The organism is Leucobacter coleopterorum (assembly GCF_011382985.1).
GTDB classification, from domain to species: Bacteria; Actinomycetota; Actinomycetes; order Actinomycetales; family Microbacteriaceae; genus Leucobacter; species Leucobacter coleopterorum.
Map to the genome: position 1 here is coordinate 1,740,385 of NZ_CP049933.1, position 20,905 is coordinate 1,761,289.

Below are 20,905 nucleotides of genomic sequence, written 5' to 3' on the forward strand. Positions count from 1 at the left end.
TATTACAACATGAATGGCGACAATGACAATGACTTTGATGATGACAAGGTATTCAAGGCACTCGCTTCACCGGCTCGCCGCCAAATGCTCGACGAACTAAAGATGTCCCCGCACACCACCGGATCACTCTGTGCGCGTTTACCAGAACTGGATCGCACCACCGTACTGCAGCACCTGCGGGTACTTGAACGCGCGGAGCTTGTCACGGGTCGCAAAATAGGGCGGGAACGCCACCTCTCACTCGCGCCGCTACCAATCAAGCGCATCTACGACCGGTGGATCAGCGAGTACATGAACGCCGCCGTTGAACTACTGGATGCCCTAAACGCCGCACAATAAGCAGGGCCGGGCGGCACTATCCACTTCACTGACACTGCGGACAGAAGCGCGAGGATCGCCCGCCAAATTGGATACGTTTGATCAGTTCGCCACACCGCGAGCTTGGCTCCCCCGTACGGCCGTAGGCATTGAGCGAGTGCGCGAAGCACCCCGCATTCTAGAGCTTTGTGCATCACCGCAGGAGATGTCCGAACATGACCCCATCGCACAGAACGCCTAGGCCCCTTTCGCAAAAGGAGTATTGGATTTGCGGAACATATCATAAGCGCGCATACTATTTAGCATGAAGCTAATCGAATCACACTCAACCCTCACCGCGCATAGTCCGCAGTCCGTGTTCTCCCACTGGGCAGATCCAACCGGGTGGCCCGAGTGGGATGCGGAGGTGCGGGAGGTCAACTTCGAGGGACCCGCTGAGCTGGGGGCGAGCGGCAGGATGCACCCAGCGTCCGGCCCCGCTGCGACTTTCTCCATCACAGCCTTTGAGCAAGATCGGATATTCACGAACGCTTCCGCACTGCCTGGGGCGACACTGATTTTTGAGCACAGAGTCGCCCCGACAAACGATGGTGCCGAGATACGGGTTTCTGTCGGCGTCGATGGGTTTCTCGCTCCACTCTGGCGGCGCATACTCCGCAAGAGCATGAGGAATGCGGCCCGCTCGAGCGTGAACGGGCTGCTCGATCACCTGGACGCCGCATGACTCGCGGCTGGCTCGGAGTCGTCTCGGCTGCCCATGTGCGCCGAGGGATCGAGCTCGGTGTCGCCCAGATCAACCACGGCAAACGCGCCCCACTCGCACGTATGCGCGCTGGCGACACGCTCATCTATTATTCACCGACAGAGCAGCGTGGCGATCACACCCCCTACCGACATTTCACCGCGATCGGTTCGTTTCCCGATGACGACATCTGGCAGTCCGACGAGGGAAGCTTCAGACCCTTTCGTCGCCGCATCGACTATCTTCCCGGAACTCCGGCGCCACTGGATGAGCTACGCGCTCGGCTCCATCTGACGCAAGAACCGAATTGGGGATACCAGCTCCGCTACGGATTGCTGCCGCTCGACACACACGATGTGCAGACCATCACGGAGGCGATGGGCGTATGACCGGCACACTCAATACCTCCTATCCCGACCCGAATATGAGCACCGGCCTGATGCTGTGGCGGGTCACGAATTCATGGCAGCGTGAGATCCGTGCCACGCTCGCACCCTTTGGCCTCACCCACGTACAGTTCGTGCTCCTAGCAGCCCTCACCGCGATGGACAGCGAGACACCCGTCACACAGCGCGACCTCGCCGAGCAGGCGGTGACCGATCCGATGATGACATCGCAAGTGCTCCGAGCACTGGAGGAGAAAGACCTTGTCGAACGACATCCGCATCCGACAGACCGTAGAGCCCGTACTCTCGCGGTAACCCCCGCGGGAGTTGCGCTTGCTAACCGCGCCAACGCCGCCGTTGAACAGGCGGATCACGCCTACTTCTTTGCCCTAGGAAGAAAACGGCAGGACTTCACAGACTGCCTCGCAACGCTCAGTGCAGCCGCTGACATCTCGGGCAAAAATGGCTCGACCTCCCACCGAACGGAATCCGCTTGATGACAGCTCGGCAACGATGGCATTGCTCACCTTCGCGGCCATAAACGTGAAGGGATCGAGAGAAGTACCCAGCCTGCCCGTTCACGTTGACGTACTGTTCGTCGAAGCTCGTGCCACCCTCAGCGAGTGCCTTCGTAAAGACCGCCCGCAGTTCGGCCAACAAACCAAGAGCATTACGCTCACTGAGCGCAGAACCTGCCGTCTCCGGATGTATCCGCGCCGCCCACAGCGCCTCATCGGCATAGATGTTGCCGACGCCACTCAGAAGGCGCTGGTCAAGCAGGGCTCGCTTCACGGCTGTGCTGCGGCGAAGCAAAGACTCCACAAACAAAGCATCGTCAAACAACGGGTCCAGCGGATCCCGCGCGATATGGCTCGCCTGAGCGGGCAAAGAGGCGGGCTCTCCCCCGTCAACAATCAGGTCGTCAAGCGCGAGGGATCCAAACAGTCGCTGGTCGGCAAAGTCAAGACGCAGCTCACCGTGTTCGGGGTGCTCGATCCACAGCCGGATCCGCACGAAACGGTCATCGGGAGCGTCGAGCGCACGTAGCAGCATCTGGCCGCTCATGCCGAGGTGCGCAAGCAATGCCCGGGGTTCAGAGCGGTCATCACCATCAACAGGCACCCATAAAAATTTGCCACGCCTACGCGGAGCAAGCAAACGAAGCCCCGTTACTCGCCGCTCAAAGTCAGCAGCGCGACGCACACCCTCCGCGGCATCGAGTGTCACGCCGTGGCCCCCATCGCTGGCAGACCCACCAACGGGCACGTGCCGTTTCAGGGCGCGCGGATCCAGAACCTCCACACCGGTAACAGTGGCGCCGGTCAGCGCGGGCGCAAGCCCCGCGCGAACGACTTCTACTTCGGGCAGCTCAGGCACGGCGACTCAACGAGAAGCGCCGCCGCGCAACTGCCGCATGGCATCGCGGGCCGCAGCCAACTCGGCCGCCTTTTTGCTGGTGCCACGACCAAGACCCGTCACAACGTCCAACCCATGAGCGGCCTCCAGAGTCACCTTCGAAGTAAAGCGGCGCGCGTGGTCTGGTCCGGTACCACTCGTCTCATACGGCGGATGCGGCAGACCACGAGCGGCTGCCGCCTCTTGCAGTGAGGTCTTGGGGTCGAGTGAAGCAGTAAACCGTTCAGGATCGGCCAGCAGTGGCGCAATCAGGGCACGCACGAATGCGGCGGCGGTATCGGGATCCGTCGACAGGTACACCGCACCAATAACGGCCTCAACCGTGTCGGCGAGAATCGAGTCCTTCTCGCGCCCGCCGGTGAGTTCTTCACCCTTACCAAGCCGCAAGAAGGCTCCCAGCCCCAGCCCATGCGCCACCTCAGCCAGTGCCACGGTCGACACGAGCGCAGCACGACGCGTCGCCAGCTCACCCTCGGTCAACTCGGGGTAATCGCGGTACAGCTTGACCGTGACAGCCTGGCCGAGAATCGAGTCGCCCAAAAACTCAAGGCGCTCATTGTGAGGCGCGGCACCGTTTTCGTAAGCCCAAGACCGGTGGGTCAGGGCAAGCGAAAGCAACTCGGGATCAACCGAGACCCCGAAGGACGAAAGAAAACCGTCGGGCCCGCCCTGAGTATCCAGTGACGTGCCCGACGGTTCAGTAGCGCGTTGCGCCAACTTACGCGTCAGCGACCTTGCGGCCCTTGTACTCGAGGAACAGGGGGGTGCCCTGCGAATCCTCGACCACACGAGCGCGGTGCGGGAGGCTGTAGACAGTCTTCCCGTTTTCTACGGTCTTAACCAGCTTAGGGGCCTCGGCGATCCATGCCGAACGGCGGTGACGGGTGTTCGAGCGCGACATCTTCCGCTTGGGAACAGCCATGATGTTCTCTTTCCTAGTTGCGTGTCGACTCGGGCGCTACACCCGAATCAGGTTCATCTTCAGCTTCAAAGCCTGCCAGCGCTGCCCACCGCGGATCAATCTCCACACTGGGCACCACTACAGCCTCGGCCTCGCGCAGCTCACCGGACTCGGGATCGAGCCCCGGGCAGTCCGGGCGACACACAGGCTGGAACGGCAGTGCAAGCACTACCGCGTCTCGGAGCGGGGGTTCAAGATCCACGTGATCACCGTGAACCCCATACTCTTCGGCCTCCGTAGGAGTATACGCGAAAAGCTCCTGAAACTCGACTTGAAACGGCGTGGTGAAATTATTCAGGCAGCGACCGCACTCAGCGGCCATAGTAGTCCGCACTTTCGTCGACGCCAGGATGCCCTCGTGCACCGACTCGAGACGCACATCGAGCGTCATCTCCGCGCCCTCGGAAATCTCAGCGAGCGCCTCCCCCAGCTTCTCTGGGACGGCGAAGGTGCGGGATCGCTCGCGCATCTCACCGGGGCGATTCTGAATGTCCCGGATGCTCTCTTCATACACGCGCGCTAAAGCGCTCTTGCCCTCGGCCATTATGCGGGCCTCACCTTCGCGAGAAAACGCGCCACGGGCGCAGGAACGTATGGGCTCACATCGCCACCGAGCGCCGCAACCTGCCGCACGAGGGTGCTCGATACGTGGGCGTGCTCGGGATTCGGCAGCATGAACACCGTCTCTACATTTGCGAGACTTCGGTTCATCAGCACCATTGGGGTCTCGTAGGCGACGTCGATCTGGGATCGGATGCCCTTCACGAGCACGGAAGCACCCACCTCGGTGCAGTAATCCACAAGAAGTCCGACGGACCATGAAGCGACAATAATGTTGCTGGGCATATCGGGGTCTTCCGCGATCGACTTCTGAATCAGATTCAGGCGCTCTGAAATCGGCAGCATCGCGTCTTTACCGGGGTTGTGAACCACCAGCACGTGCACCTCGTCAAAGATGCTTGCCGCGCGACGAACCACGTCTAGGTGTCCAAGGGTGACCGGGTCAAATGAACCGGGCACTACCGCTATCTTGCTCATGCGTCCAGCCTATTGGGTGAAGGGTTCAGATCCCCGTCAATTCCCCCTGAGCTACATCCCATTTTGCTTGGCAAAAATGACGGCGTGCACACGATCTCGAAGTTGCAGCTTCGAAAGTACACGGCCCACATGAGTTTTGACCGTCGATTCAGAGAGAAAGAGAGTCCCGCCAATTTCGGCATTGTTCATTCCCTCCGCAATAAGGCGAAGCACTTCTTGCTCGCGCTCAGTTAGGACAGCGAATGCTTCGGAGGAGGGACCAGCGTGCTGCTCCCCCGCGGCCCCTGTAGTCGAGGCCGTGAACGTGTCTGCGGATCCTCCGTCTCGAATCTGCTCAAGCAGCCGCTTGGTAACACTCGGCGCCATTGCGGCATCACCCGCAGCGACACGGCGGATCGCGTCTACGAGTTCGGTGGGCCGAGCATCCTTCAACAGAAAGCCACTGGCACCCGCTTGGATCGCTCCTGCGGCATACTCATCGAGGTCAAAAGTGGTCAGCACAATCACTCGCACGTCAGGGTGATGGGAAACGATCTGTTCGGTCGCTGCAATTCCATTCATGCCGGGCATGCGAACGTCCATGAGTACGATGTCACACCCGGGTCCATTTTCATCTTCCACCCGCAAGCGCGTCAGCTCGTCAAGTGCATGCTGGCCGTCACTTGCTTCAGATACCACCGTGATGCCCGGTTCCGAAAGCAAAACCAGTCGAAAGCCAGTGCGGATCAGCTCCTGATCATCGACCAGCATGACTCTGATTTGGGGTTCACCCATGAATTGGACTCCTCAATATTGTTCGTCAAAATTGATCTGACTCAGCGGGAAGGTAGCGCGAACGCACCATCCCGGTGCGTCCTGTAAGGGACCAGAATCAAAGCTGCCGCCGAAGACGCGGACACGTTCGGCGAGTCCGGCAAGACCCCTGCCTGAGCCAAGCCCTGTGACAGGCAAGGCAATCCCGGGAGCCGGACCAGAGTCACGCACCTCCACAACGCTGCCCGCCGCATCACTGCGCATTGTGACTACGACGTTTGTTCCAACACCGGCATAACGCAGCACGTTGGTGAGTGCTTCTTGAATGATGCGGTACACGGCAAGTTCTTTGCCCTGGTCTCCGCCGATTTGGCCGTCAATCTCAAGGCCAACATTGAGACCAACATCTCGAAACCCCTGCACCAGGTCGGGTATCTCTGAGGCTCCGGGCTGCGGGGCAAACTCCGCCTGAGGTTCACCGGGTTCCTGCAGAGCACCCAAGAGTCTACGCATCTCGGCAAGGGCAGTTCGCCCAGTTTCTGCGCTGCGCTGCATTGCATCTGCGGCGGCCTCCGGAGCAACTTCCATGGTGCGCGACGCCCCCTCCGAAAGCGCGATCATCACGGAAACCGAATGAGCCACAATATCGTGCATCTCGCGGGCAATGCGGCTACGCTCCTCAGCGACGGCAAGCTGGGCAAGCTGGTCTCGTTCGCGCGCAAGCTGATGAGCCCTGTCGATAATCGCTTCGACGTAGCGGCGGCGGTTTCCAAGATTGATGCCGAGCATCAAGACTGCAAGAAGCCAGAGTGCATTCATGACGGCGAGAGAAATCTGCGCAGCGAAGTCCATCGGCGACGCGACCAAGACGCTCGGGGCACCTACCGCAAGATTCGGCAGCACCACCGTCGCGAATATCGTCGATGCCAGAGCGATGCCGAACGCAAGCCAGCCTGCCGTGACATTGCGGTACACCGGAACTGCATACAGCAAGAAATACAGCGCGATCGAGGTCGCCACCATCTGCGCACCGTGATCGCCAAACTGAGCGAGTGAAATAACAATGAGCCCCGCTAGTGGAAACCTTCGCCGAAAGAACAACGCCGCTCCAACGACTAGAACCCGCAGCACACTCAGGATGGCCACGGGACCAGCAAGATAACCGAACCCGTTCCCGTCGTAGTTCGACGCGGCATCGAGCAACGTCATTACAGTAGCCCCAAAGAAGTACGTCACCACGATAGTGATGTCGACCACCTTGGGGTGCGCGGCAAACGCCCGCCGGATAACCCCCGGCGGGCGTGGCAAGTGCGCCTCTGCGGCGTCCTGCGGTGTTGCCATGGATTCAGTCACCATGTCAGCCTAACTTCACACGGTGTTAGCGAGCATCTCGCCGCGCAAAGATCATCGCGGCGGGGATCAACGTGACCGCTGCCAAGATCACCATCGCAACGAGTGAACCCCAGTACCCGGGACCAGATCCTGCTTCAACGGCACCCTGTGCCAGGGTGTTGCCAAGCATAACGGGGAGGTAGTCGATTGCGGTCGTTACCCATTCCCAGCCGGTCATCGTCAGCATTTGGAACGCGACGGGCAGCACAAATGCGACGCCAGTAACAAAAGCAATAGCACCCGCAGCAGAACGAAGAATGCCGGCGACACCCATTGCAAACAGAGTGAACAGCACAAGGTAGGCCACGGTTCCAAGTGCTCCCGAAATCACAACTGAAGATCCGAGCTGCACGAGAGCGTCTGGGGCAAACGCGACCCCAGCCAGCAACCCCGCTGCTACAACGATGAGCGCAGTGACGGTGGCAATAACCACGAGCACAATGCTCTTCGCGCCAGCGACTCGCATGCGCTTCGGAACCGCGGTGAGTGTAGAGAGAATCATGCCGCTGGAGTACTCACTCGACACGGCAAAAACACCGAGCACACCAAACACCAAAACGAGGAAAGAGGCTGCTGCCGTGGACACCATCAGGAGGTAGTGCTGTAGCGCTGCATCGCCACTCGCGCTCGTGACCTCGGTGTTTCCGGTCCACTGGGCTGCGATCAGTGTGCTGAGGCCCAGACCCGCAAGTATCGAAATGAGAATTGTCAGGCGGACTCCGCGAAGCGAAGTGAGTTTCAGTCGTTCTGAGCGAACGACTCCCCGAACGTGAGTTTGGGACGGGGTTCGCTCGAGCGGCGCGGCACGGCTGTTTGCGGAGTCTGTCCCGTCGTGGGCACCGTACTCGCGTCGATAACAATTGTTGAAGTCATGGTCTTGATCCTTTTTGATCCGAAAATTAAGCGCTTGTGTATTCGAGGTGATCGCGCGTCAATGCAAGGTAAGCGTCTTCGAGACTTGCGGTGACCGGGCTGAGCTCGTGGAGTTCAATGCCGTTTCGGGCCGCTATACCCCCGACGGTGGCTGCCGCGAGACCAACGGTGACAAATCCACCATCACCGAGCGGTTCGAGCTGCACCTCGGGGTTGTTGTTGGCCAGCAGCAGGGCAGCGAACTTTGCCGCATCCGGGGTGCGCACCGTGATTCGTTCGCTGCGCCCGTTTGATACAAACTCGGCAATGGGAGCGTCTGCAACAACCTTTCCCTTGCCCAGCACAATCACGTGGTCGGCGGTCTGCGCCATTTCACTCATCAGGTGGCTCGAGAGGAGCACAGTGCGCCCCTCGGCAGCGAGTCCGCGCAGCAGGTGCCGCACCCAGAGCACACCATCAGGATCAAGCCCGTTCACTGGCTCATCGAGAATCAGCACACGGGGGTCACCGAGCAGGGCGGCGGCAATGCCGAGCCGCTGCCCCATGCCTAGTGAGAACCCACCGACTCGCTTACCAGCGACCTCGGTGAGGCCGGTCTGGCCCAGCACCTCATCGACTCGCTTGTCGGAGATGCCGTGTGTCGCCGCAAGCGAACGCAGGTGGCTGCGGGCGCTTCGACCCGGATGCACCCCCTTTGCGTCGAGCAGCGCGCCAACCTCACCCATGGGAGCGGCCAGGTCACGATAGGACTCGCCATGAACCGTCACCGTTCCCTCTGACGGTCGATCCAGGCCGAGCATCAGTCGCATGCTCGTGGACTTACCGGCACCGTTTGGTCCGAGAAACCCGGTGACTTTGCCTGGGGCGATAGAAAAACTGACATTGTCGACAGCACGTTTGCTGCCGTAGTGCTTGCTGAGACCGCGTGCCTCGATCATGGTGTGTCTCCCTTTCGTAGTTCGCCGATTGGGGCGATGGTTCCACGCTAGGGGTCGGCAGGGGGTCGCCGCGTCAACCCGGAGTGCCGCGGAGGGGGTACCTGGGTACCACGTTGCGGTTAAGACTTCGCCAGGTTGTCGAGCAGGCGAGCTTCCTGCTCGCGGGCGAGCATCTGGGCGAGGCCCGGAGCGTTGGTGAGCTCGGGATCTCGATCGAGCAGCGCAGCGGCGACCTCACGTGTGTGAGCAATAAGCTCACCGTGCTCAGCGACACGAAGCAGTCGCAGAGTTGAGCGGCCACCAGACTGAGCCGTACCCAGGATGTCACCCTCGCGCCGCAGCGAGAGGTCGACCTCGGCGAGTACAAACCCGTCGGAGGTATCGGCCACGGCGTCGATGCGCTCGCGGGCGACGGTACCCTGAGCGGCCGTCGTCATGAGTAGGCACAGACCTGCGTGCGATCCACGGCCCACTCGTCCTCTGAGCTGATGCAGCTGCGAGATGCCAAAACGATCGGCGTCGCGCACAATCATGATCGTCGCGTTGGGCACGTTTACCCCAACCTCGATGACGGTGGTCGCGACGAGCACCTGGATCTTACCGTCAGCAAAGTCGCGCATCACGCGGTCCTTGTCGGCGGAGGCCATGCTACCGGTGAGCGCTTCGATCGTTACCCCCGCAAACTCCGGCCGCGCACGCAGCTCTGCCACTGTGTCGGTGACGTTGGCAAGGGGCCGCTTGGGGCCGCTGCCCTCTTCATCAGAGCCCTCGAGTTCGATGTCCTCCTCAGACCCTGGCTCTTTTTCGCTTGCGGAAATCGCCGGACACACCACATAGATCTGCCTGCCAGCGGCCACGTCTTCGGCGGATCGTGCCCACACTCGCGCGGCACGGTTGGGCATCTCGAGCTCGGGAACGGTGAAGGTCTCAATGCCGAGACGCCCGGGCGGCAGCTCTCGAATCGTGCTCACTTCGAGGTCGCCAAACGCGGTCAGTGCGACGGTGCGCGGAATCGGCGTGGCCGTCATGGCGAGCACGTGCGGCTGGGCTCCCTTTCGCCTGAGCGCTTCACGCTGCTCGACTCCAAAGCGGTGCTGTTCGTCGACGACGATCAGCCCGAGGTCGTAGAACGACACCCCCTCACTGAGAAGCGCGTGTGTGCCAACCGCGATCCCTGCGTTACCCGAGGCGAGCGAGAGCAGCGCGCGCTTACGCTCGGCAGCAGGCATGCGCCCGGTGAGCAGCACCGGGGCGATTTCGGCCGTCATATCGGGGCCAAGCGCCTCGATAATTGAGCGGAAGTGCTGCGCGGCGAGGACTTCGGTGGGGGCGAGCAGCGCACTCTGACCACCACTCTCGGCGACCTGCAGCATGGCGCGCAGTGCTACGAGAGTCTTGCCTGATCCCACCTCGCCCTGTAGCAGGCGATGCATGGGGTGCGGTGCAGCGAGTTCCGCCGCGATGATTTGCCCGGCAGTGGCCTGGTCCCCAGTCAGTTCAAAGGGCAGGGTGGCGTCAAAGCGTTCAAGCTGGCCACCGGCTTTGCCGAGCGGCCGCGGGGTGCTCGTTTGCTGCGCGGTGCGACGGCGGCGGTCCAGCAATGCCAGCTGCAACTCAAACGCCTCGCGAAAACGCAAACTATCGCGGGCCCGCTTCCAGTCATCGTCGGTCTGAGGGCGATGCACAAGCTCAAACGCCGGGCCGAGCGCAATCACTTCTTCGGCATGACGAATCTCGGCGGGCATCGGATCTTCTATCGGCCCGAGTGCATCGAGCGCGAGACCCACCGCACGCTGAATGATCCAGCTGGTCAGCTGCGCCGTCGCCGGATAGATCGGTACCGGGGTCTCCGCCCAGGCAAGTGCGGCGGCCTTGTCAAGCTGTTCGCCGTCGGGCGCATCGTCGCGGTTTTCAAATAGCTCGTAGTCGGGGTGCTGCAGCTGCAATTGGCTGCGATAGGCGCTCACCTTGCCCGCAAAGATGCCGCGCCGGCCCGCCCGCAGATCCTTCGCCCGCCAGCCCTGGTTAAAGAAGGTGAGCGTCAGCGATCCTGTGCCGTCGGTGATGCGCACCTCAAGAATGCTGCCGCGGCGGCGCTGCATCGTGCGTTCGCGCACGTCGAGCACCTGGGCGACCACAGTCACGTGCTCGCCGATTGGCAACCCCGTGAGGGGCGTCAATTCTCCGCGGCGTGAGTAACGCCGCGGCACGTGCATCAGCAGATCGCGAATCGTCTCGGCACCAAAGGCCTTCGCGAGTGGTTTGGCTGTGCGCGCGCCGACCACACCTTCCAGGCGAGTGTCGAGGGTTGCCGTGCTCATAAACCAAGGTTATCGGTGACCACCGACACGCTACAGCATCGCACGAAAGCCCAGTTTTACATGATTCTCCGCGAGCAAAACCTGCAAAACTGAGCTTTCGAGCACGATCTGTGATCGACCCAGAGTTGGTAGGCTCTGCAAGTGACCAGAATCATCGCCGGGGCCGCCGGTTCACTGCGCTTAGAGGTGCCAAAGTCGGGCACCCGTCCTACAAGCGATCGTGTGCGCGAGGCAATCTTTTCAACGCTGGACTCTTGGGGATTCACCGACGGAACGCGCGTACTCGACCTCTATGCAGGGTCTGGCGCACTCGGACTCGAAGCACTCAGTCGCGGCGCCGCTGAGGTTGCGTTGGTAGAGAAACATCCGCAGGCATCGCAGATCGTGAGTCGCAACACAAAGAAGGTGCTTGCCGCAGTCGCTGGTTCAGGATCACGAGCGCCACGAGCCGAGGTGCTTCGACAGTCTGTGCAGGCGTTTTTAGAGGCGGCTTCGGCCGAGGTGCTCTGGGACGTCGCGTTGCTCGATCCCCCTACGATCTCGGCGAGGCAGAACTCGCGGCAAACCTCACGGCGCTGGCGCCGATCCTGACCCCGGATGCTGCTGTGCTCGTTGAACGCGACTCACGCTCCCCCGAACCCACCTGGCCCACGGGCCTCACCCTCGTACGCAAAAAGGCGTATGGCGACACGGTGCTGTGGTGGGCAGAGCGGTCCTCCCCTGAAACGTAGAGTCCTTAGAGTGGGATCATGAGCAAGGCCACCGCGTACGCCGAACATCTCGCTCCGCTGAACGCCTCAGCGCGCACAGACTTTTTGAACACCCACTCTGGGCTTCCCGGGCCACGCGGCAATCTTGAGTTGCTCTGGGGGTTCGCTCGAGTTGCAGAGCACGACCATGTGCAGCAACTCATACCTGCACAGGACGAATACCTGCGAAGTGCGGCGGCACTGGGGCTCGGTCGTTTAGCGCTTGAGACAAGCTCCAGCGACTACCTGGAGCAGCTCACCGCGCTTGCCGCTGACCACTCCTGGCGGGTGCGCGAAGCGGTAGCAATGGCGGCGCAGCTGATCGGCGACAGCGACGGCGAGCAGTTTCGCGCGCTGGTGTCGAGATGGGCTGAGTCGCCTGATCCCCTCGTGCAGCGTGCAGCTGTGGCGGGGGTCTGCGAACCAAGGCTTCTCAAAGATCCCGCTAGCGCAAGACTCGCGGTCAGCTGTGCTCTAGAGTCACCTCGGCTTATGCGCAGCACAGCCGAGAAGAGCGACGTGACGACACGCAGCGTGCACTCCGTAAGGGTCTCGGTTATTGCTGGAGCGTGGCTATCGCGGCGCTTCCCGCAGAGGGGTTCGCGCTCTTTGACAAACTCGACACAAGCGACCCGGATATCGCCTGGATCGTCAAACACAACCTCTCGAAGAAGCGACTGCTGGGGCTTCGCTAGCCACAGGCCCCGCCACGGGATTCCGAGGCACTGGCGTACCCCTTAGCTGGCAATGTATCTCTTATTTTCACTCGGAAAATCCCTGTTTTGGGGTTCGCCACCAGCTAAGGGGTACACCGGCGGCTACGCAAGACAAATGGGCTCGGGATCCGCAGATCCCGAGCCCATTAATACAGCTACACAGACTAGGTGCGCGGCATCAGGGTGTACTTGGTTGAGAGGAACTCGTGGATCCCCTCGAAGCCACCCTCACGGCCGATACCCGACTGCTTGAGCCCACCGAAGGGAGCCGCAGCGTTCGACACGAGGCCCGTGTTGAGGCCCATCATGCCGCTCTCGAGCTTCTCGATCATGCGCTGGCCACGGTGGATGTTCTCGGTGAACACGTAGCTCACGAGACCGTACTCGGTGTTGTTGGCGATCTCGACAGCTTCGTCCTCGGTGGAGAAACGAATGATGCCGAGCACGGGTCCGAAGATCTCCTCGCGCATGATGGCGGACTGCGGGCTGAGCTTGTCAATGACGGTCGGCTGGAAGAAATTGCCGGGTCCGTCAATCGTCTCACCACCGGTGACGATGGTTGCGCCGGTCTCGATGGCATCAGCCACGAGGCGAGCGGTGTTCGAGACTGCCTTGCCATCAACGAGAGCGCCGACGTCGTTGCCCTCTTCAGCGCCACGACCGATGGTCATTGCGGCAACCTTTTCGCCCACGCGACGCGCGAACTCATCAGCAACCGACTCGTGCACGATGATGCGGTTTGCCGCGGTGCACGCCTGGCCAATGTTGCGGAACTTCGCGAGCATCGCACCCTCGACCGCGCGGTCGAGATCCGCGTCTTCAAAGACAACAAACGGCGCGTTGCCACCGAGTTCCATCGAGGTGCGCAGCACGTTCTGTGCAGCAGCCTCAAGCAGCTTCACGCCAACCGGGGTTGAGCCGGTGAACGAGAGCTTACGCAGGCGCGAGTCCGAGAGCAGTGCGCTCGATTGAGCGCTCGACTTCGAGGTTGCAACAACGTTCACAACACCAGCCGGCACACCGGCCTCTTCGAGCAGCTGCGCAAAGAAGATGGTGGTGAGCGGGGTGAGCGCTGCGGGCTTGATGACCACGGTGCAACCTGCAGCAAGCGCCGGAGCGATCTTGCGGGTTGCCATCGCGAGCGGGAAGTTCCACGGCGTGATGAAGTAGCAGGGGCCAACCGGAATGTGCGAGACCACCATGTTGCCGGTGCCCTCGGGGTTCTCGCGGTAGTCGCCGCGCACGCGCACGGCTTCCTCCGAGAACCAGCGCAGGAACTCGCCACCGTAATTGACCTCGCCACGAGCCTCAGCGATGGGCTTGCCCATCTCCATCGACATCAGCAGCGCAAAGTCTTCCTTGCGCTCCATGAGCAGGTCGAAAGCACGACGCAGAATGTTCGAGCGCTCGCGCGTCGGGGTCTTTGCCCAGGAATCCTGAGCCGCAACCGCGGCGTCGAGGGCGCGTACGGCGTCTTCAACGGTCGCGTCTGCAATCGACTTGATGGTCTCGCCGGTTGCGGGATCCTGCACGTCGAGCGTTGCACCCGAGGTGGAGGCCTCCCACTTGCCGCCGATACCGAGGCCGGACTGCACGCTGTCGAGCAGCGCCTGTTCGTTGGGCTTCAAAGCCATAATCAATGTCCTTTCAGGAACAGTACGAAACTAGTTGGCAGCCAGGGCATCCGCGACGACCTGCAGGCCCTCGCGGAGCAGCTCGTCAGAAATGGAGAGCGGCGGCAGGAATCGCACAACGTTGCCATAGGTGCCGCAGGTCAGAAGGATAACACCTTGCTCGCCGGCCTGCTTAGCGATCGCGCCGGTCACGGCAGCGTTCGGCTCCTTCGAGCCCGACACAACAAACTCAACGGCCTTCATCGCGCCACGGCCGCGGATCTCGCCGATACGGTCATCGTTCTTTGCGAGCTCGCCGAAGAACTCATCGATGATCGCGCCGATCTCGCGGGCGCGCTCGGTGAGGTTTTCCTTCTCGTAGGTGTCGATTGTGGCGAGTGCTGCTGCACAGGCGATCGGGCTGCCGGCGTAGGTGCCGCCGAGGCCACCAGCGTGCGCGGAATCCATGATGTCGGCGCGACCAGTCACGGCCGACAGCGGCAGGCCGCCTGCGATGCCCTTAGCGGTGGTGACCATGTCGGGCACAACACCCTCGTGGTTCGCAGCGAACAGGTCGCCGGTGCGAGCAAAGCCGGTCTGTACCTCGTCGAGGATGAAGACAACGTTGTTCTCGGTAGCCCAGGCCTGCAGTGCGGGCAGGAAGCCCTCAGCGGGAGCGATGAAACCACCCTCACCCTGGATGGGCTCAATGATGATCGCTGCGAGGTTACCCGCGCCGACCTGCTTCTCGATCTGCGTCAGCGCAACCTTGGCCGCCTCTGCACCGGAGAGTCCGTCACGGAAGGGGTACGAGGTGGGAACGCGGTAGACCTCGGGAGCGAAGGGGCCAAAGCCATCCTTGTAAGGGATATTCTTAGCGGTCATTCCCATGGTGAGGTTCGTGCGGCCGTGGTAGGCGTGGTCGAACACAACGACGCCGTTCTTCTTAGTGAAGTGGCGGGCGATCTTGATGGCGTTCTCAACGGCCTCAGCACCCGAGTTGAACAGTGCCGAGCGCTTCTCGTGATCGCCGGGGATCAGCTCGTTGAGCTTTTCAGCAACCTTGACGTAGCCGTCGTAGGGAGTGACAGTGAAGCAGGTGTGCGTGAACTGCTGCACCTGATTCACAACAGCCTCAACAACGGCAGGAGCCGAGTTGCCCACACCTGTCACGGCGATGCCGGAGCCGAGGTCGATCAGCGAGTTGCCGTCAGCGTCAACCATGACGCCGCCGCCAGCTGCAACGATCGAAACGGGGAGAGCCACACCAACGCCAGCAGCAACGGCGGCGTTCTTGCGGGCCATCATCTCCTGCGACTTTGGGCCGGGGATCGAGGTAACGAGCTTGCGCTCCTGCGGAAGCGAGGGGCCGCCGACGAGTTCAGTCATGGAGTTCTCCTTGTAAGTGAGGGGTGAGCACCGAGCCGTCAACGCGACCCGATGCGGTACCGGATCAGCCTAGCCTTAGGCACCGACAACAAGTCATGCCACAATGGAGTCATTCAAATAAGAGTTTCACCACTCTGGCACGGCGTGTTTCGCGACACTCGAGGGGAACTATGAGTCAGGCTTCACCACGCCCGGAGGCGACCCACCTTACTGGGCTGAGCGGATCCTCGTACCCAACAATCGAGCTGGGAGAGCTGCTCCACCAGTACACGCTCAGCCTCGTGATTATCGCGGGGGCGAGCGATGACACTGAGGCTCGACCCGTGCGCTGGGTGCACAGCAGCGAACTCGAAGACCCCACCCCTTTTCTCCCCCGCGCACCGTGCTTCTCACAACCGGTGCCCGCTTCTCAGATATCGCTGACCAGCACGCAGCAGACGCTTACGTGCAGCGCCTCATCGACGCAGACACCACCGCTCTCGGTATCGCCGTCGGCCTACATTGGGATCGCGTGCCTGCGACCTTCGTGAGTGCGTGCGACAGGCTCGGGCTCCCCCTGTTTCGTGTACCCTACGACACCTCATTTATCGCGGTGGTACAAGCTGCGGCGCGCTTGCTCGACACTCGCCTGCGCGAACGCGACATCTGGGCCCTCGATTCTCAGCGGGCCGTCACCAATGCCTCGATGCACCGCAACGGACTCGGTGCCGCAATCCGCGAGGCCGCCTCACGGCTTGGCAGGTGGGTCGGGATCACGGATCGCTCCGGCCGCCTCGTCGAGTTTGCCCCGCAATCCGCGAGAAAACGGATCCAGCCGGAGTGGATTCGCAGAGAGACCCGCCGCCTCATCGAGCGCGGAGCGAGCGCGGGACGCATCGGTACGGCACCCAACACGGAAGGCAATGACGGCCCAGGTATGCAAATGCAGGCCCTCGGCCGGGAAGGCCGTGTGCTCGGTGTACTCGTAGTTGAGGATCACGGCGCCCCCGATCACGCCGAGCGCGCTTTGCTCGGGCTTGTGACGGCGCTCGCAACGATTCAGCTAGAACACCGCGCCGGGCTCGACAGCGCGGCCGCCACACTTCGCACGGCGATCGTGCAGGCCCTTATCGCGCAAGATCTGCCGCTCGCCGAGAAACTCGCCTCAGGAGTGCTGGCGCGCGTTCCACGGGAGCCGGTCGTTGCCCTGCGTTTGTCTCCCCCGACAGGTATCGCTTCATCGTTTGTGCAGGATCTCGAGTCTCTCGACGCGGGTAGCCCGGGCTGATTCGCGCCACTCTCGAAGACGGACCCGTGATCCTCGCGGAAACACGCCACTTACCCGCGCTACGGCGCCTGTTGCTTGCCTACCGCGTACCGAGTGGCGTGTCAGATCGCGGCCCCCTGAGCGAACTGCCGCGTTTGCTCGGTGAGGCCAATCGTGCCCTCGAGCACTCACTGGCGAACGACGCGGATGCCCCGGTCGACTACGTGCCCGCCCTGCACGACGGCGTACTGCACCTGCTCGGAGACCACCCAGAAGCCTTGCAGCGGGCCACCGGGTTGCTGGCCCCGATCCGTAATCACGACCATCGCCATGGCGACAGCATCGAAGCCAGCCTGCGCACCTGGCTCAGCCACCACGGTCAGACGAGCCCCGCAGCGGCCGAACTCGGAGTGCATCGCCACACGCTGCGAACAAGAGTGCAGACCGCCGCGAACCTGCTGCAGAGCGACCTCGACTCCCCCGACACGCGCGCCGAGCTGTGGGCGGCGCTGCGGCTGCTTGACGCAGGGTAGCGCCGCCCGATAAGTGCCGTCAGGCGCCAGCTACCATGTTTCTCCGGATCGCTCCGGAACACTAGCTACGACCGTCGCTTTGATCTCAGAGAGGTAGCTCGTTTCACCCTCCGGATTGGTAACACGATAACCGAGGAAAAGCCCCGTCTTCTTCTCGAACACAAAATAGTGCGATTCCGCACCCTCACCGCCGCTACAGTTCAGTTTTACGGCCACTCGGCTATCATCATCAACCGCAACGGGGTCAGTGACCAATTCCGAACAATCCAAGTTAGCAAGGAGTTCTAAACCCGCAGCACGTAACCCTGCGGGTTGTGCCAAGTTAGTGATCACCGGAGTCAGCCATCTGACTATGTCACCTTCAGGCACCTCCACCGGATTTCCGCCATCATCAGTGTATGCAACCATTGAGGCGTTGATTTCTTCAATGTACTTACGTAAACTCACGGGATCGTGCGGAGCTTTTTCATAGATTTCTTTCTCAGCCTCCCTACTCGCAACCACATCGGGCATCTCAAGCTCGTCCGGTGTCAGCGGCGGTTTCCCGCCGGGCAGCACCTCATCGGCACCACTTCCGCGGGTCAAGAAGCTACCATTCTCAACAGCAGTTCTTGCGATCTGCTCAGCACGTGCATCATTGAGCGGCCGAACCACACCCAGGAATTTCGGATCACCGCTCCGTCGAATCCAGTCACCATTGGTGTCTGCAGGCACATAGGTGATATTCGTCATACCTACCCGGTAGTGGACCCCCTGATCGATGTAAGCGCTTTCATCTGTGCGACTCTCGTCAAAGTACGCAGGATCAGAATAGTCAGCGTTGAGATGCTCAGAAGTCTCGACCAACCGCAAATATTGACCAGGTTGTAACGCAGCGTCTGAAACTTCGATATTGTGTGCTGCCTTCTTCAGCATCGCGGCTGCGGGTGTCGCGGCTGCGGGTGTCTGAGTCATCTGAGGTCCTGGCAAAACTAGCGACACGACCATCGAAGCGACAGCAATGCCCGCAAATGCTGTGATCGGCACCCAGCGTCGACGAAGTGTTCGCCGCGCTCGCCCTGCTCTCAAATTGGCGCTGCTACGAGCGATAATTTCGCGTTCGAACCTCGCACGACCGACGGACAGATTCTCGCTGTCCATCTCAAGATTATCGCCGCGTGCCTCCCGCAACATCCGCAGTTCACCCGTATCAAACTCGTTCATGTTGTACCTCCGTTTCACGCGCGAGACCCGCATTACCGCGAACCTTGCCCGCTTCAAGATGTGTGCGTAGTGTTTTGCGGACGCGATGCAGTCGTGACCGCACGGTGCCCTCTGGTATGCCGAGCGCCTCGGCAATGCCCACGGAATCAAGCTCCGACCAGGCACAAAGCGTGAGAACGTCGCGATCCCGCTTCGGAAGCTTCGCGACGGCAAGTGCGATTGAGCTCATTGCCAGACCCGCATCGATCCGATCATCGGCTTCGCCGCTGGGGTCGTAGACAGCGTGCACTGTGCCGTCTCCGCCAAGCCCCTGCGATGCCGCAGTTGCACGCCACGATGCAATCTCGTCACGTCTTCGACGGCGGATCAGCCGGGTCGCGATCCCGAGCAACCACGGCAGCGCGGTCTGCACCGCCGTGTCGTAGCGATCCCGCAGCTCGAACGCGACCAGAAATGTGTCACTTGTCAGATCGTCGGCATGCTCCCGACCGAGCCGTGAAGCCGAATACCGAAACACCGCTCGGGCGTGCCTGTCATAGAGCTTCGCAAACACATCTGGAGCATCGCGCGAGCGAGCCACGATGTTCGCGTCGGTGTCATCAGCACCGAGGGGTTTATGTTGTCCATACTGAGTATTGCCAGGAGGACCACCGTACGTTCACAATTGCTTTCGGGTCACCCGGCAACAAGGCCAGGTAATTGGATCGTGTACGGATCCCACCCTCGCGATTCGTAGGGCTGCTCGTCGAGATGCAACAACACATCTCCCACCGCTTGCTCGATTACGTATCCAATCGGGTGAAACCCCTCTGGCAGCGTTGCGCCGTCCGGGAACGTGGCCAGCAATCCGTGATCCTCGCCTCCGGCAAGCATTGCTGCGATCGGCACGGACACAGCCTCCTGCATTCCAAACGCATCGGCAAGCAATCTTGAATCGAGGCGGATCGCAACCCCACTCGCCTGGGCCAGGCGTTCCGCATCAACCGAGAGCGAGTCAGAGACGTCCATCATGGCGGTTGCGGATCCCCCGGCGATCACCCCGAGCGGAATCGGCGGGGTGGGGGCGAGCTGTGCTGCCAGCACTTCGGGGTGCCGCTCCCAGAGGGCTGCGAGCGAACGACCGTGGGCCGATCCGTCCTCTTCAATTGCATGAGCGAACAACAGAGACAGTCCCAACCCCGCAAGTCCGAGGTCCCCCGCGTAGGCAAGCTGGTCACCGGGCTGTGCGCCGGACCTCGTCACGGGGCTGTGGCCCTCCATATCGCCGAGAGCCGTTACCGCGGCCGTGATCACCGGAGCGGTGCCAAGATCCCCACCAACAACACCGCAGCCGGGAGCCATCGCCTCGCACGCCGCTGTCAGCCCGGCGGCGATGTCTTCAAGAAGCGTCACTGGGGTGTCCCGCGGAACGGCAAGCGATACCGTCAGTCCAATCGGACGCGCACCCATCGCGGCGACGTCCGAGAGATTTGTGGCGGCGAGCTTCCACCCCAGTTCAAAGCCGCTGTGCCAGGCACGCCGAAAGTCAGGGCCCTCAACCATGGTGTCACTCGTCACAACCAGTTCACCCTGCAGCCGCATAACTGCGCAGTCGTCTCCCGGTCCGAGCGTCGCGGCCATAGCTGGCCGCAATTGAGCAAGCACCCGCTGCAGCACTCCGCTCTCCCCGAGCTCACCCACGGTCGATCCTTGGTCTCTTGGCATGCCCTCAACGCTATCGCTTTGGGGGTTGAGAACGCCCCGAGATTTGAGCTAAGACTGACGTTCTACACAACCTGCCAGCGGTAGGGTAAAGGTTGTGAGTTTCCATCAGGCCAGGCCCCGTCGCATGATCTTCTCCGCCGCTGCAATGATCGCCGCGATATCGCTCGCGTCGTTTCTCACCGGCTGTGCCGGTGAGGTACCGATGGAGCCTGCAAAAGACGCGAACAACCCGGCATGTGCCGACGTTACGGTTCGGCTGCCCAAGACCGTGGCTGGTCTTGATAAGCGCAGTACAAACGCGCAGGCCACGGGAGCCTGGGGCGATCCTCCCGCTATACAGCTGAAGTGCGGGATCGAGCCCAGCGGCCCCACAACTGATCTCTGTGCAACTGTGAACGGAGTCGACTGGATCATTGACGAGTCAGCTGCACCAATTTATCGATTCGAGGCCTATGGTCGCTCCCCTGGGCTCGAAGTTTTTGTCGACTCCGAGAAAGTCAGCGGCACCGACGTCGTTACTGATTTGAACGCCGCGGCAAAACAACTCCCGCAGAAGCGCAAGTGCACAAACCCGAACGATAACCTCGGCCTCTAGCCTGTACGGACGCTCAAGG

Annotated in this window: 24 protein-coding genes and 2 pseudogenes; 9 read left to right on the forward strand and 17 right to left on the reverse strand. The window is 61.5% G+C overall.

All coding sequences use genetic code 11. The annotated features are described in order from the left end of the window. Positions 1-9 precede the first annotated feature (9 nt). Complete coding sequence (locus G7066_RS08170) at positions 10-339, forward strand: ArsR/SmtB family transcription factor (protein WP_166330348.1); 330 nt, start codon at positions 10-12, stop codon at positions 337-339. 25 nt (positions 340-364) lie between these two features. On the opposite strand, the pseudogene G7066_RS17855 reads toward G7066_RS08170, so the two are convergent. Then, positions 365-430, reverse strand: a pseudogene (locus G7066_RS17855) (zinc finger domain-containing protein); the annotation flags it as partial. 192 nt (positions 431-622) lie between these two features. Between G7066_RS17855 and G7066_RS08180 the strand changes: the two are divergent. The 3 genes from G7066_RS08180 to G7066_RS08190 are packed head-to-tail and all read left to right on the forward strand — an operon-like array spanning position 623 to position 1,943. After that, a complete protein-coding gene (locus G7066_RS08180) occupies positions 623-1,042 on the forward strand; it encodes an SRPBCC family protein (RefSeq protein ID WP_166330350.1) in 420 nt (139 codons plus the stop codon). Continuing rightward, a complete protein-coding gene (locus tag G7066_RS08185) occupies positions 1,039-1,449 on the forward strand; it encodes an EVE domain-containing protein (RefSeq protein ID WP_166330352.1) in 411 nt (136 codons plus the stop codon). Before G7066_RS08180 ends, G7066_RS08185 begins: the two co-directional genes overlap by 4 nt. Continuing rightward, positions 1,446-1,943: a MarR family winged helix-turn-helix transcriptional regulator gene (locus G7066_RS08190; protein WP_166330355.1), complete on the forward strand. Its 498-nt coding sequence runs from the start codon at positions 1,446-1,448 to the stop codon at positions 1,941-1,943. Before G7066_RS08185 ends, G7066_RS08190 begins: the two co-directional genes overlap by 4 nt. Here G7066_RS08190 and mutM read toward each other — a convergent pair. From mutM to G7066_RS08240, 11 genes are all read right to left on the reverse strand, one after another. Further along, positions 1,879-2,823 (reverse strand): bifunctional DNA-formamidopyrimidine glycosylase/DNA-(apurinic or apyrimidinic site) lyase, encoded by a 945-nt coding sequence (gene mutM, locus G7066_RS08195; RefSeq protein WP_166330357.1) that lies wholly within the window; start codon positions 2,821-2,823, stop codon positions 1,879-1,881. The two genes, G7066_RS08190 and mutM, sit on opposite strands and share 65 nt — an antisense overlap. 6 nt (positions 2,824-2,829) lie before the next feature. Beyond that, positions 2,830-3,543 (reverse strand): ribonuclease III, encoded by a 714-nt coding sequence (rnc, locus tag G7066_RS08200; protein WP_166331984.1) that lies wholly within the window; start codon positions 3,541-3,543, stop codon positions 2,830-2,832. 37 nt (positions 3,544-3,580) lie between these two features. Then, positions 3,581-3,784 carry a 50S ribosomal protein L32 gene (rpmF, locus tag G7066_RS08205; protein WP_166288276.1) on the reverse strand — a complete coding sequence of 68 codons (204 nt, stop codon included), beginning with the start codon at positions 3,782-3,784 and terminating at the stop codon, positions 3,581-3,583. 13 nt (positions 3,785-3,797) lie between these two features. Further along, on the reverse strand, positions 3,798-4,367 hold the full coding sequence (locus tag G7066_RS08210) for a YceD family protein (protein WP_166330360.1): 570 nt from the start codon (positions 4,365-4,367) through the stop codon (positions 3,798-3,800). Continuing rightward, positions 4,367-4,861 carry a pantetheine-phosphate adenylyltransferase gene (gene coaD, locus G7066_RS08215; protein ID WP_166330362.1) on the reverse strand — a complete coding sequence of 165 codons (495 nt, stop codon included), beginning with the start codon at positions 4,859-4,861 and terminating at the stop codon, positions 4,367-4,369. The genes G7066_RS08210 and coaD overlap by 1 nt, the downstream gene beginning before the upstream one ends. 51 nt (positions 4,862-4,912) lie before the next feature. Next, complete coding sequence (locus G7066_RS08220) at positions 4,913-5,635, reverse strand: response regulator transcription factor (RefSeq protein ID WP_166330364.1); 723 nt, start codon at positions 5,633-5,635, stop codon at positions 4,913-4,915. A gap of 12 nt (positions 5,636-5,647) precedes the next feature. Beyond that, complete coding sequence (locus tag G7066_RS08225; protein ID WP_166330366.1) at positions 5,648-6,955, reverse strand: sensor histidine kinase; 1,308 nt, start codon at positions 6,953-6,955, stop codon at positions 5,648-5,650. Positions 6,956-6,992: 37 nt separating this feature from the next. Next, complete coding sequence (locus G7066_RS08230) at positions 6,993-7,748, reverse strand: ABC transporter permease (protein ID WP_341873888.1); 756 nt, start codon at positions 7,746-7,748, stop codon at positions 6,993-6,995. Beyond that, positions 7,745-7,879: a hypothetical protein gene (locus tag G7066_RS16985; protein WP_280116145.1), complete on the reverse strand. Its 135-nt coding sequence runs from the start codon at positions 7,877-7,879 to the stop codon at positions 7,745-7,747. Before G7066_RS16985 ends, G7066_RS08230 begins: the two co-directional genes overlap by 4 nt. A 26-nt stretch (positions 7,880-7,905) precedes the next feature. Continuing rightward, complete coding sequence (locus G7066_RS08235) at positions 7,906-8,817, reverse strand: ABC transporter ATP-binding protein (protein WP_166330368.1); 912 nt, start codon at positions 8,815-8,817, stop codon at positions 7,906-7,908. 119 nt (positions 8,818-8,936) lie between these two features. Further along, on the reverse strand, positions 8,937-11,138 hold the full coding sequence (locus G7066_RS08240; RefSeq protein WP_166330370.1) for an ATP-dependent DNA helicase RecG: 2,202 nt from the start codon (positions 11,136-11,138) through the stop codon (positions 8,937-8,939). Positions 11,139-11,279: 141 nt separating this feature from the next. Between G7066_RS08240 and rsmD the strand changes: the two are divergent. Further along, positions 11,280-11,869: pseudogene (rsmD, locus tag G7066_RS08245) on the forward strand (16S rRNA (guanine(966)-N(2))-methyltransferase RsmD). Positions 11,870-11,887: 18 nt separating this feature from the next. Next, positions 11,888-12,628 carry a HEAT repeat domain-containing protein gene (locus tag G7066_RS08250; protein ID WP_166330372.1) on the forward strand — a complete coding sequence of 247 codons (741 nt, stop codon included), beginning with the start codon at positions 11,888-11,890 and terminating at the stop codon, positions 12,626-12,628. 139 nt (positions 12,629-12,767) lie between these two features. On the opposite strand, the gene G7066_RS08255 is transcribed toward G7066_RS08250, so the two are convergent. Further along, entirely contained in the window at positions 12,768-14,237 is a 1,470-nt protein-coding gene (locus tag G7066_RS08255) for an NAD-dependent succinate-semialdehyde dehydrogenase (protein ID WP_166330374.1), read from the reverse strand. A 30-nt stretch (positions 14,238-14,267) separates the two neighbouring features. Next, positions 14,268-15,605, reverse strand: a complete 1,338-nt coding sequence (gene gabT, locus G7066_RS08260) for a 4-aminobutyrate--2-oxoglutarate transaminase (RefSeq protein ID WP_166330377.1) — start codon at positions 15,603-15,605, stop codon at positions 14,268-14,270. Between the two features lie 382 nt (positions 15,606-15,987). Here gabT and G7066_RS16010 point away from each other — a divergent pair, with 382 nt between their 5' ends. Together G7066_RS16010 and G7066_RS16015 are read left to right on the forward strand one after the other, a co-directional pair. Further along, complete coding sequence (locus tag G7066_RS16010; protein WP_166330379.1) at positions 15,988-16,872, forward strand: PucR family transcriptional regulator ligand-binding domain-containing protein; 885 nt, start codon at positions 15,988-15,990, stop codon at positions 16,870-16,872. A gap of 26 nt (positions 16,873-16,898) precedes the next feature. Beyond that, on the forward strand, positions 16,899-17,384 hold the full coding sequence (locus G7066_RS16015; protein WP_244302825.1) for a PucR family transcriptional regulator: 486 nt from the start codon (positions 16,899-16,901) through the stop codon (positions 17,382-17,384). Between the two features lie 30 nt (positions 17,385-17,414). Here the strand turns inward: G7066_RS16015 and G7066_RS08275 are convergent, their stop codons facing one another. The 3 genes from G7066_RS08275 to thiL all read right to left on the reverse strand — a co-directional run bounded on the left by G7066_RS08275 (position 17,415) and on the right by thiL (position 20,291). Next, positions 17,415-18,338 carry a hypothetical protein gene (locus G7066_RS08275; RefSeq protein ID WP_166330381.1) on the reverse strand — a complete coding sequence of 308 codons (924 nt, stop codon included), beginning with the start codon at positions 18,336-18,338 and terminating at the stop codon, positions 17,415-17,417. Positions 18,339-18,573: 235 nt separating this feature from the next. Continuing rightward, the gene (locus tag G7066_RS08280) at positions 18,574-19,167 is read right to left on the reverse strand and encodes an RNA polymerase sigma factor (protein ID WP_205881404.1); all 594 of its coding nucleotides are present in this window, start codon (positions 19,165-19,167) and stop codon (positions 18,574-18,576) included. A gap of 95 nt (positions 19,168-19,262) precedes the next feature. Beyond that, positions 19,263-20,291 carry a thiamine-phosphate kinase gene (gene thiL, locus G7066_RS08285; protein WP_166330383.1) on the reverse strand — a complete coding sequence of 343 codons (1,029 nt, stop codon included), beginning with the start codon at positions 20,289-20,291 and terminating at the stop codon, positions 19,263-19,265. Between the two features lie 94 nt (positions 20,292-20,385). On the opposite strand from thiL, the gene G7066_RS08290 reads away from it, so the two are divergent. After that, a complete protein-coding gene (locus G7066_RS08290; protein ID WP_244302826.1) occupies positions 20,386-20,886 on the forward strand; it encodes a DUF3515 family protein in 501 nt (166 codons plus the stop codon). Positions 20,887-20,905: the final 19 nt, after the last annotated feature.

Bases quoted from the DNA above. Each gene is read 5' to 3' on its own strand.
- G7066_RS08250 (WP_166330372.1), top strand. From the start codon at position 11,888: ATGAGCAAGGCCACCGCGTACGCCGAACATCTCGCTCCGCTGAACGCC.
- G7066_RS08225 (WP_166330366.1), bottom strand. From the start codon at position 6,955: ATGGCAACACCGCAGGACGCCGCAGAGGCGCACTTGCCACGCCCGCCG.
- thiL (WP_166330383.1), bottom strand. From the start codon at position 20,291: ATGCCAAGAGACCAAGGATCGACCGTGGGTGAGCTCGGGGAGAGCGGA.
- coaD (WP_166330362.1), bottom strand. From the start codon at position 4,861: ATGAGCAAGATAGCGGTAGTGCCCGGTTCATTTGACCCGGTCACCCTT.
- G7066_RS08190 (WP_166330355.1), top strand. From the start codon at position 1,446: ATGACCGGCACACTCAATACCTCCTATCCCGACCCGAATATGAGCACC.
- rpmF (WP_166288276.1), bottom strand. From the start codon at position 3,784: ATGGCTGTTCCCAAGCGGAAGATGTCGCGCTCGAACACCCGTCACCGC.
- G7066_RS08210 (WP_166330360.1), bottom strand. From the start codon at position 4,367: ATGGCCGAGGGCAAGAGCGCTTTAGCGCGCGTGTATGAAGAGAGCATC.
- G7066_RS08275 (WP_166330381.1), bottom strand. From the start codon at position 18,338: ATGACTCAGACACCCGCAGCCGCGACACCCGCAGCCGCGATGCTGAAG.
- G7066_RS08235 (WP_166330368.1), bottom strand. From the start codon at position 8,817: ATGATCGAGGCACGCGGTCTCAGCAAGCACTACGGCAGCAAACGTGCT.
- G7066_RS08255 (WP_166330374.1), bottom strand. From the start codon at position 14,237: ATGGCTTTGAAGCCCAACGAACAGGCGCTGCTCGACAGCGTGCAGTCC.
- G7066_RS08185 (WP_166330352.1), top strand. From the start codon at position 1,039: ATGACTCGCGGCTGGCTCGGAGTCGTCTCGGCTGCCCATGTGCGCCGA.
- G7066_RS08240 (WP_166330370.1), bottom strand. From the start codon at position 11,138: ATGAGCACGGCAACCCTCGACACTCGCCTGGAAGGTGTGGTCGGCGCG.
- G7066_RS08180 (WP_166330350.1), top strand. From the start codon at position 623: ATGAAGCTAATCGAATCACACTCAACCCTCACCGCGCATAGTCCGCAG.
- gabT (WP_166330377.1), bottom strand. From the start codon at position 15,605: ATGACTGAACTCGTCGGCGGCCCCTCGCTTCCGCAGGAGCGCAAGCTC.
- G7066_RS08220 (WP_166330364.1), bottom strand. From the start codon at position 5,635: ATGGGTGAACCCCAAATCAGAGTCATGCTGGTCGATGATCAGGAGCTG.
- G7066_RS08170 (WP_166330348.1), top strand. From the start codon at position 10: ATGAATGGCGACAATGACAATGACTTTGATGATGACAAGGTATTCAAG.
- G7066_RS16985 (WP_280116145.1), bottom strand. From the start codon at position 7,879: ATGACTTCAACAATTGTTATCGACGCGAGTACGGTGCCCACGACGGGA.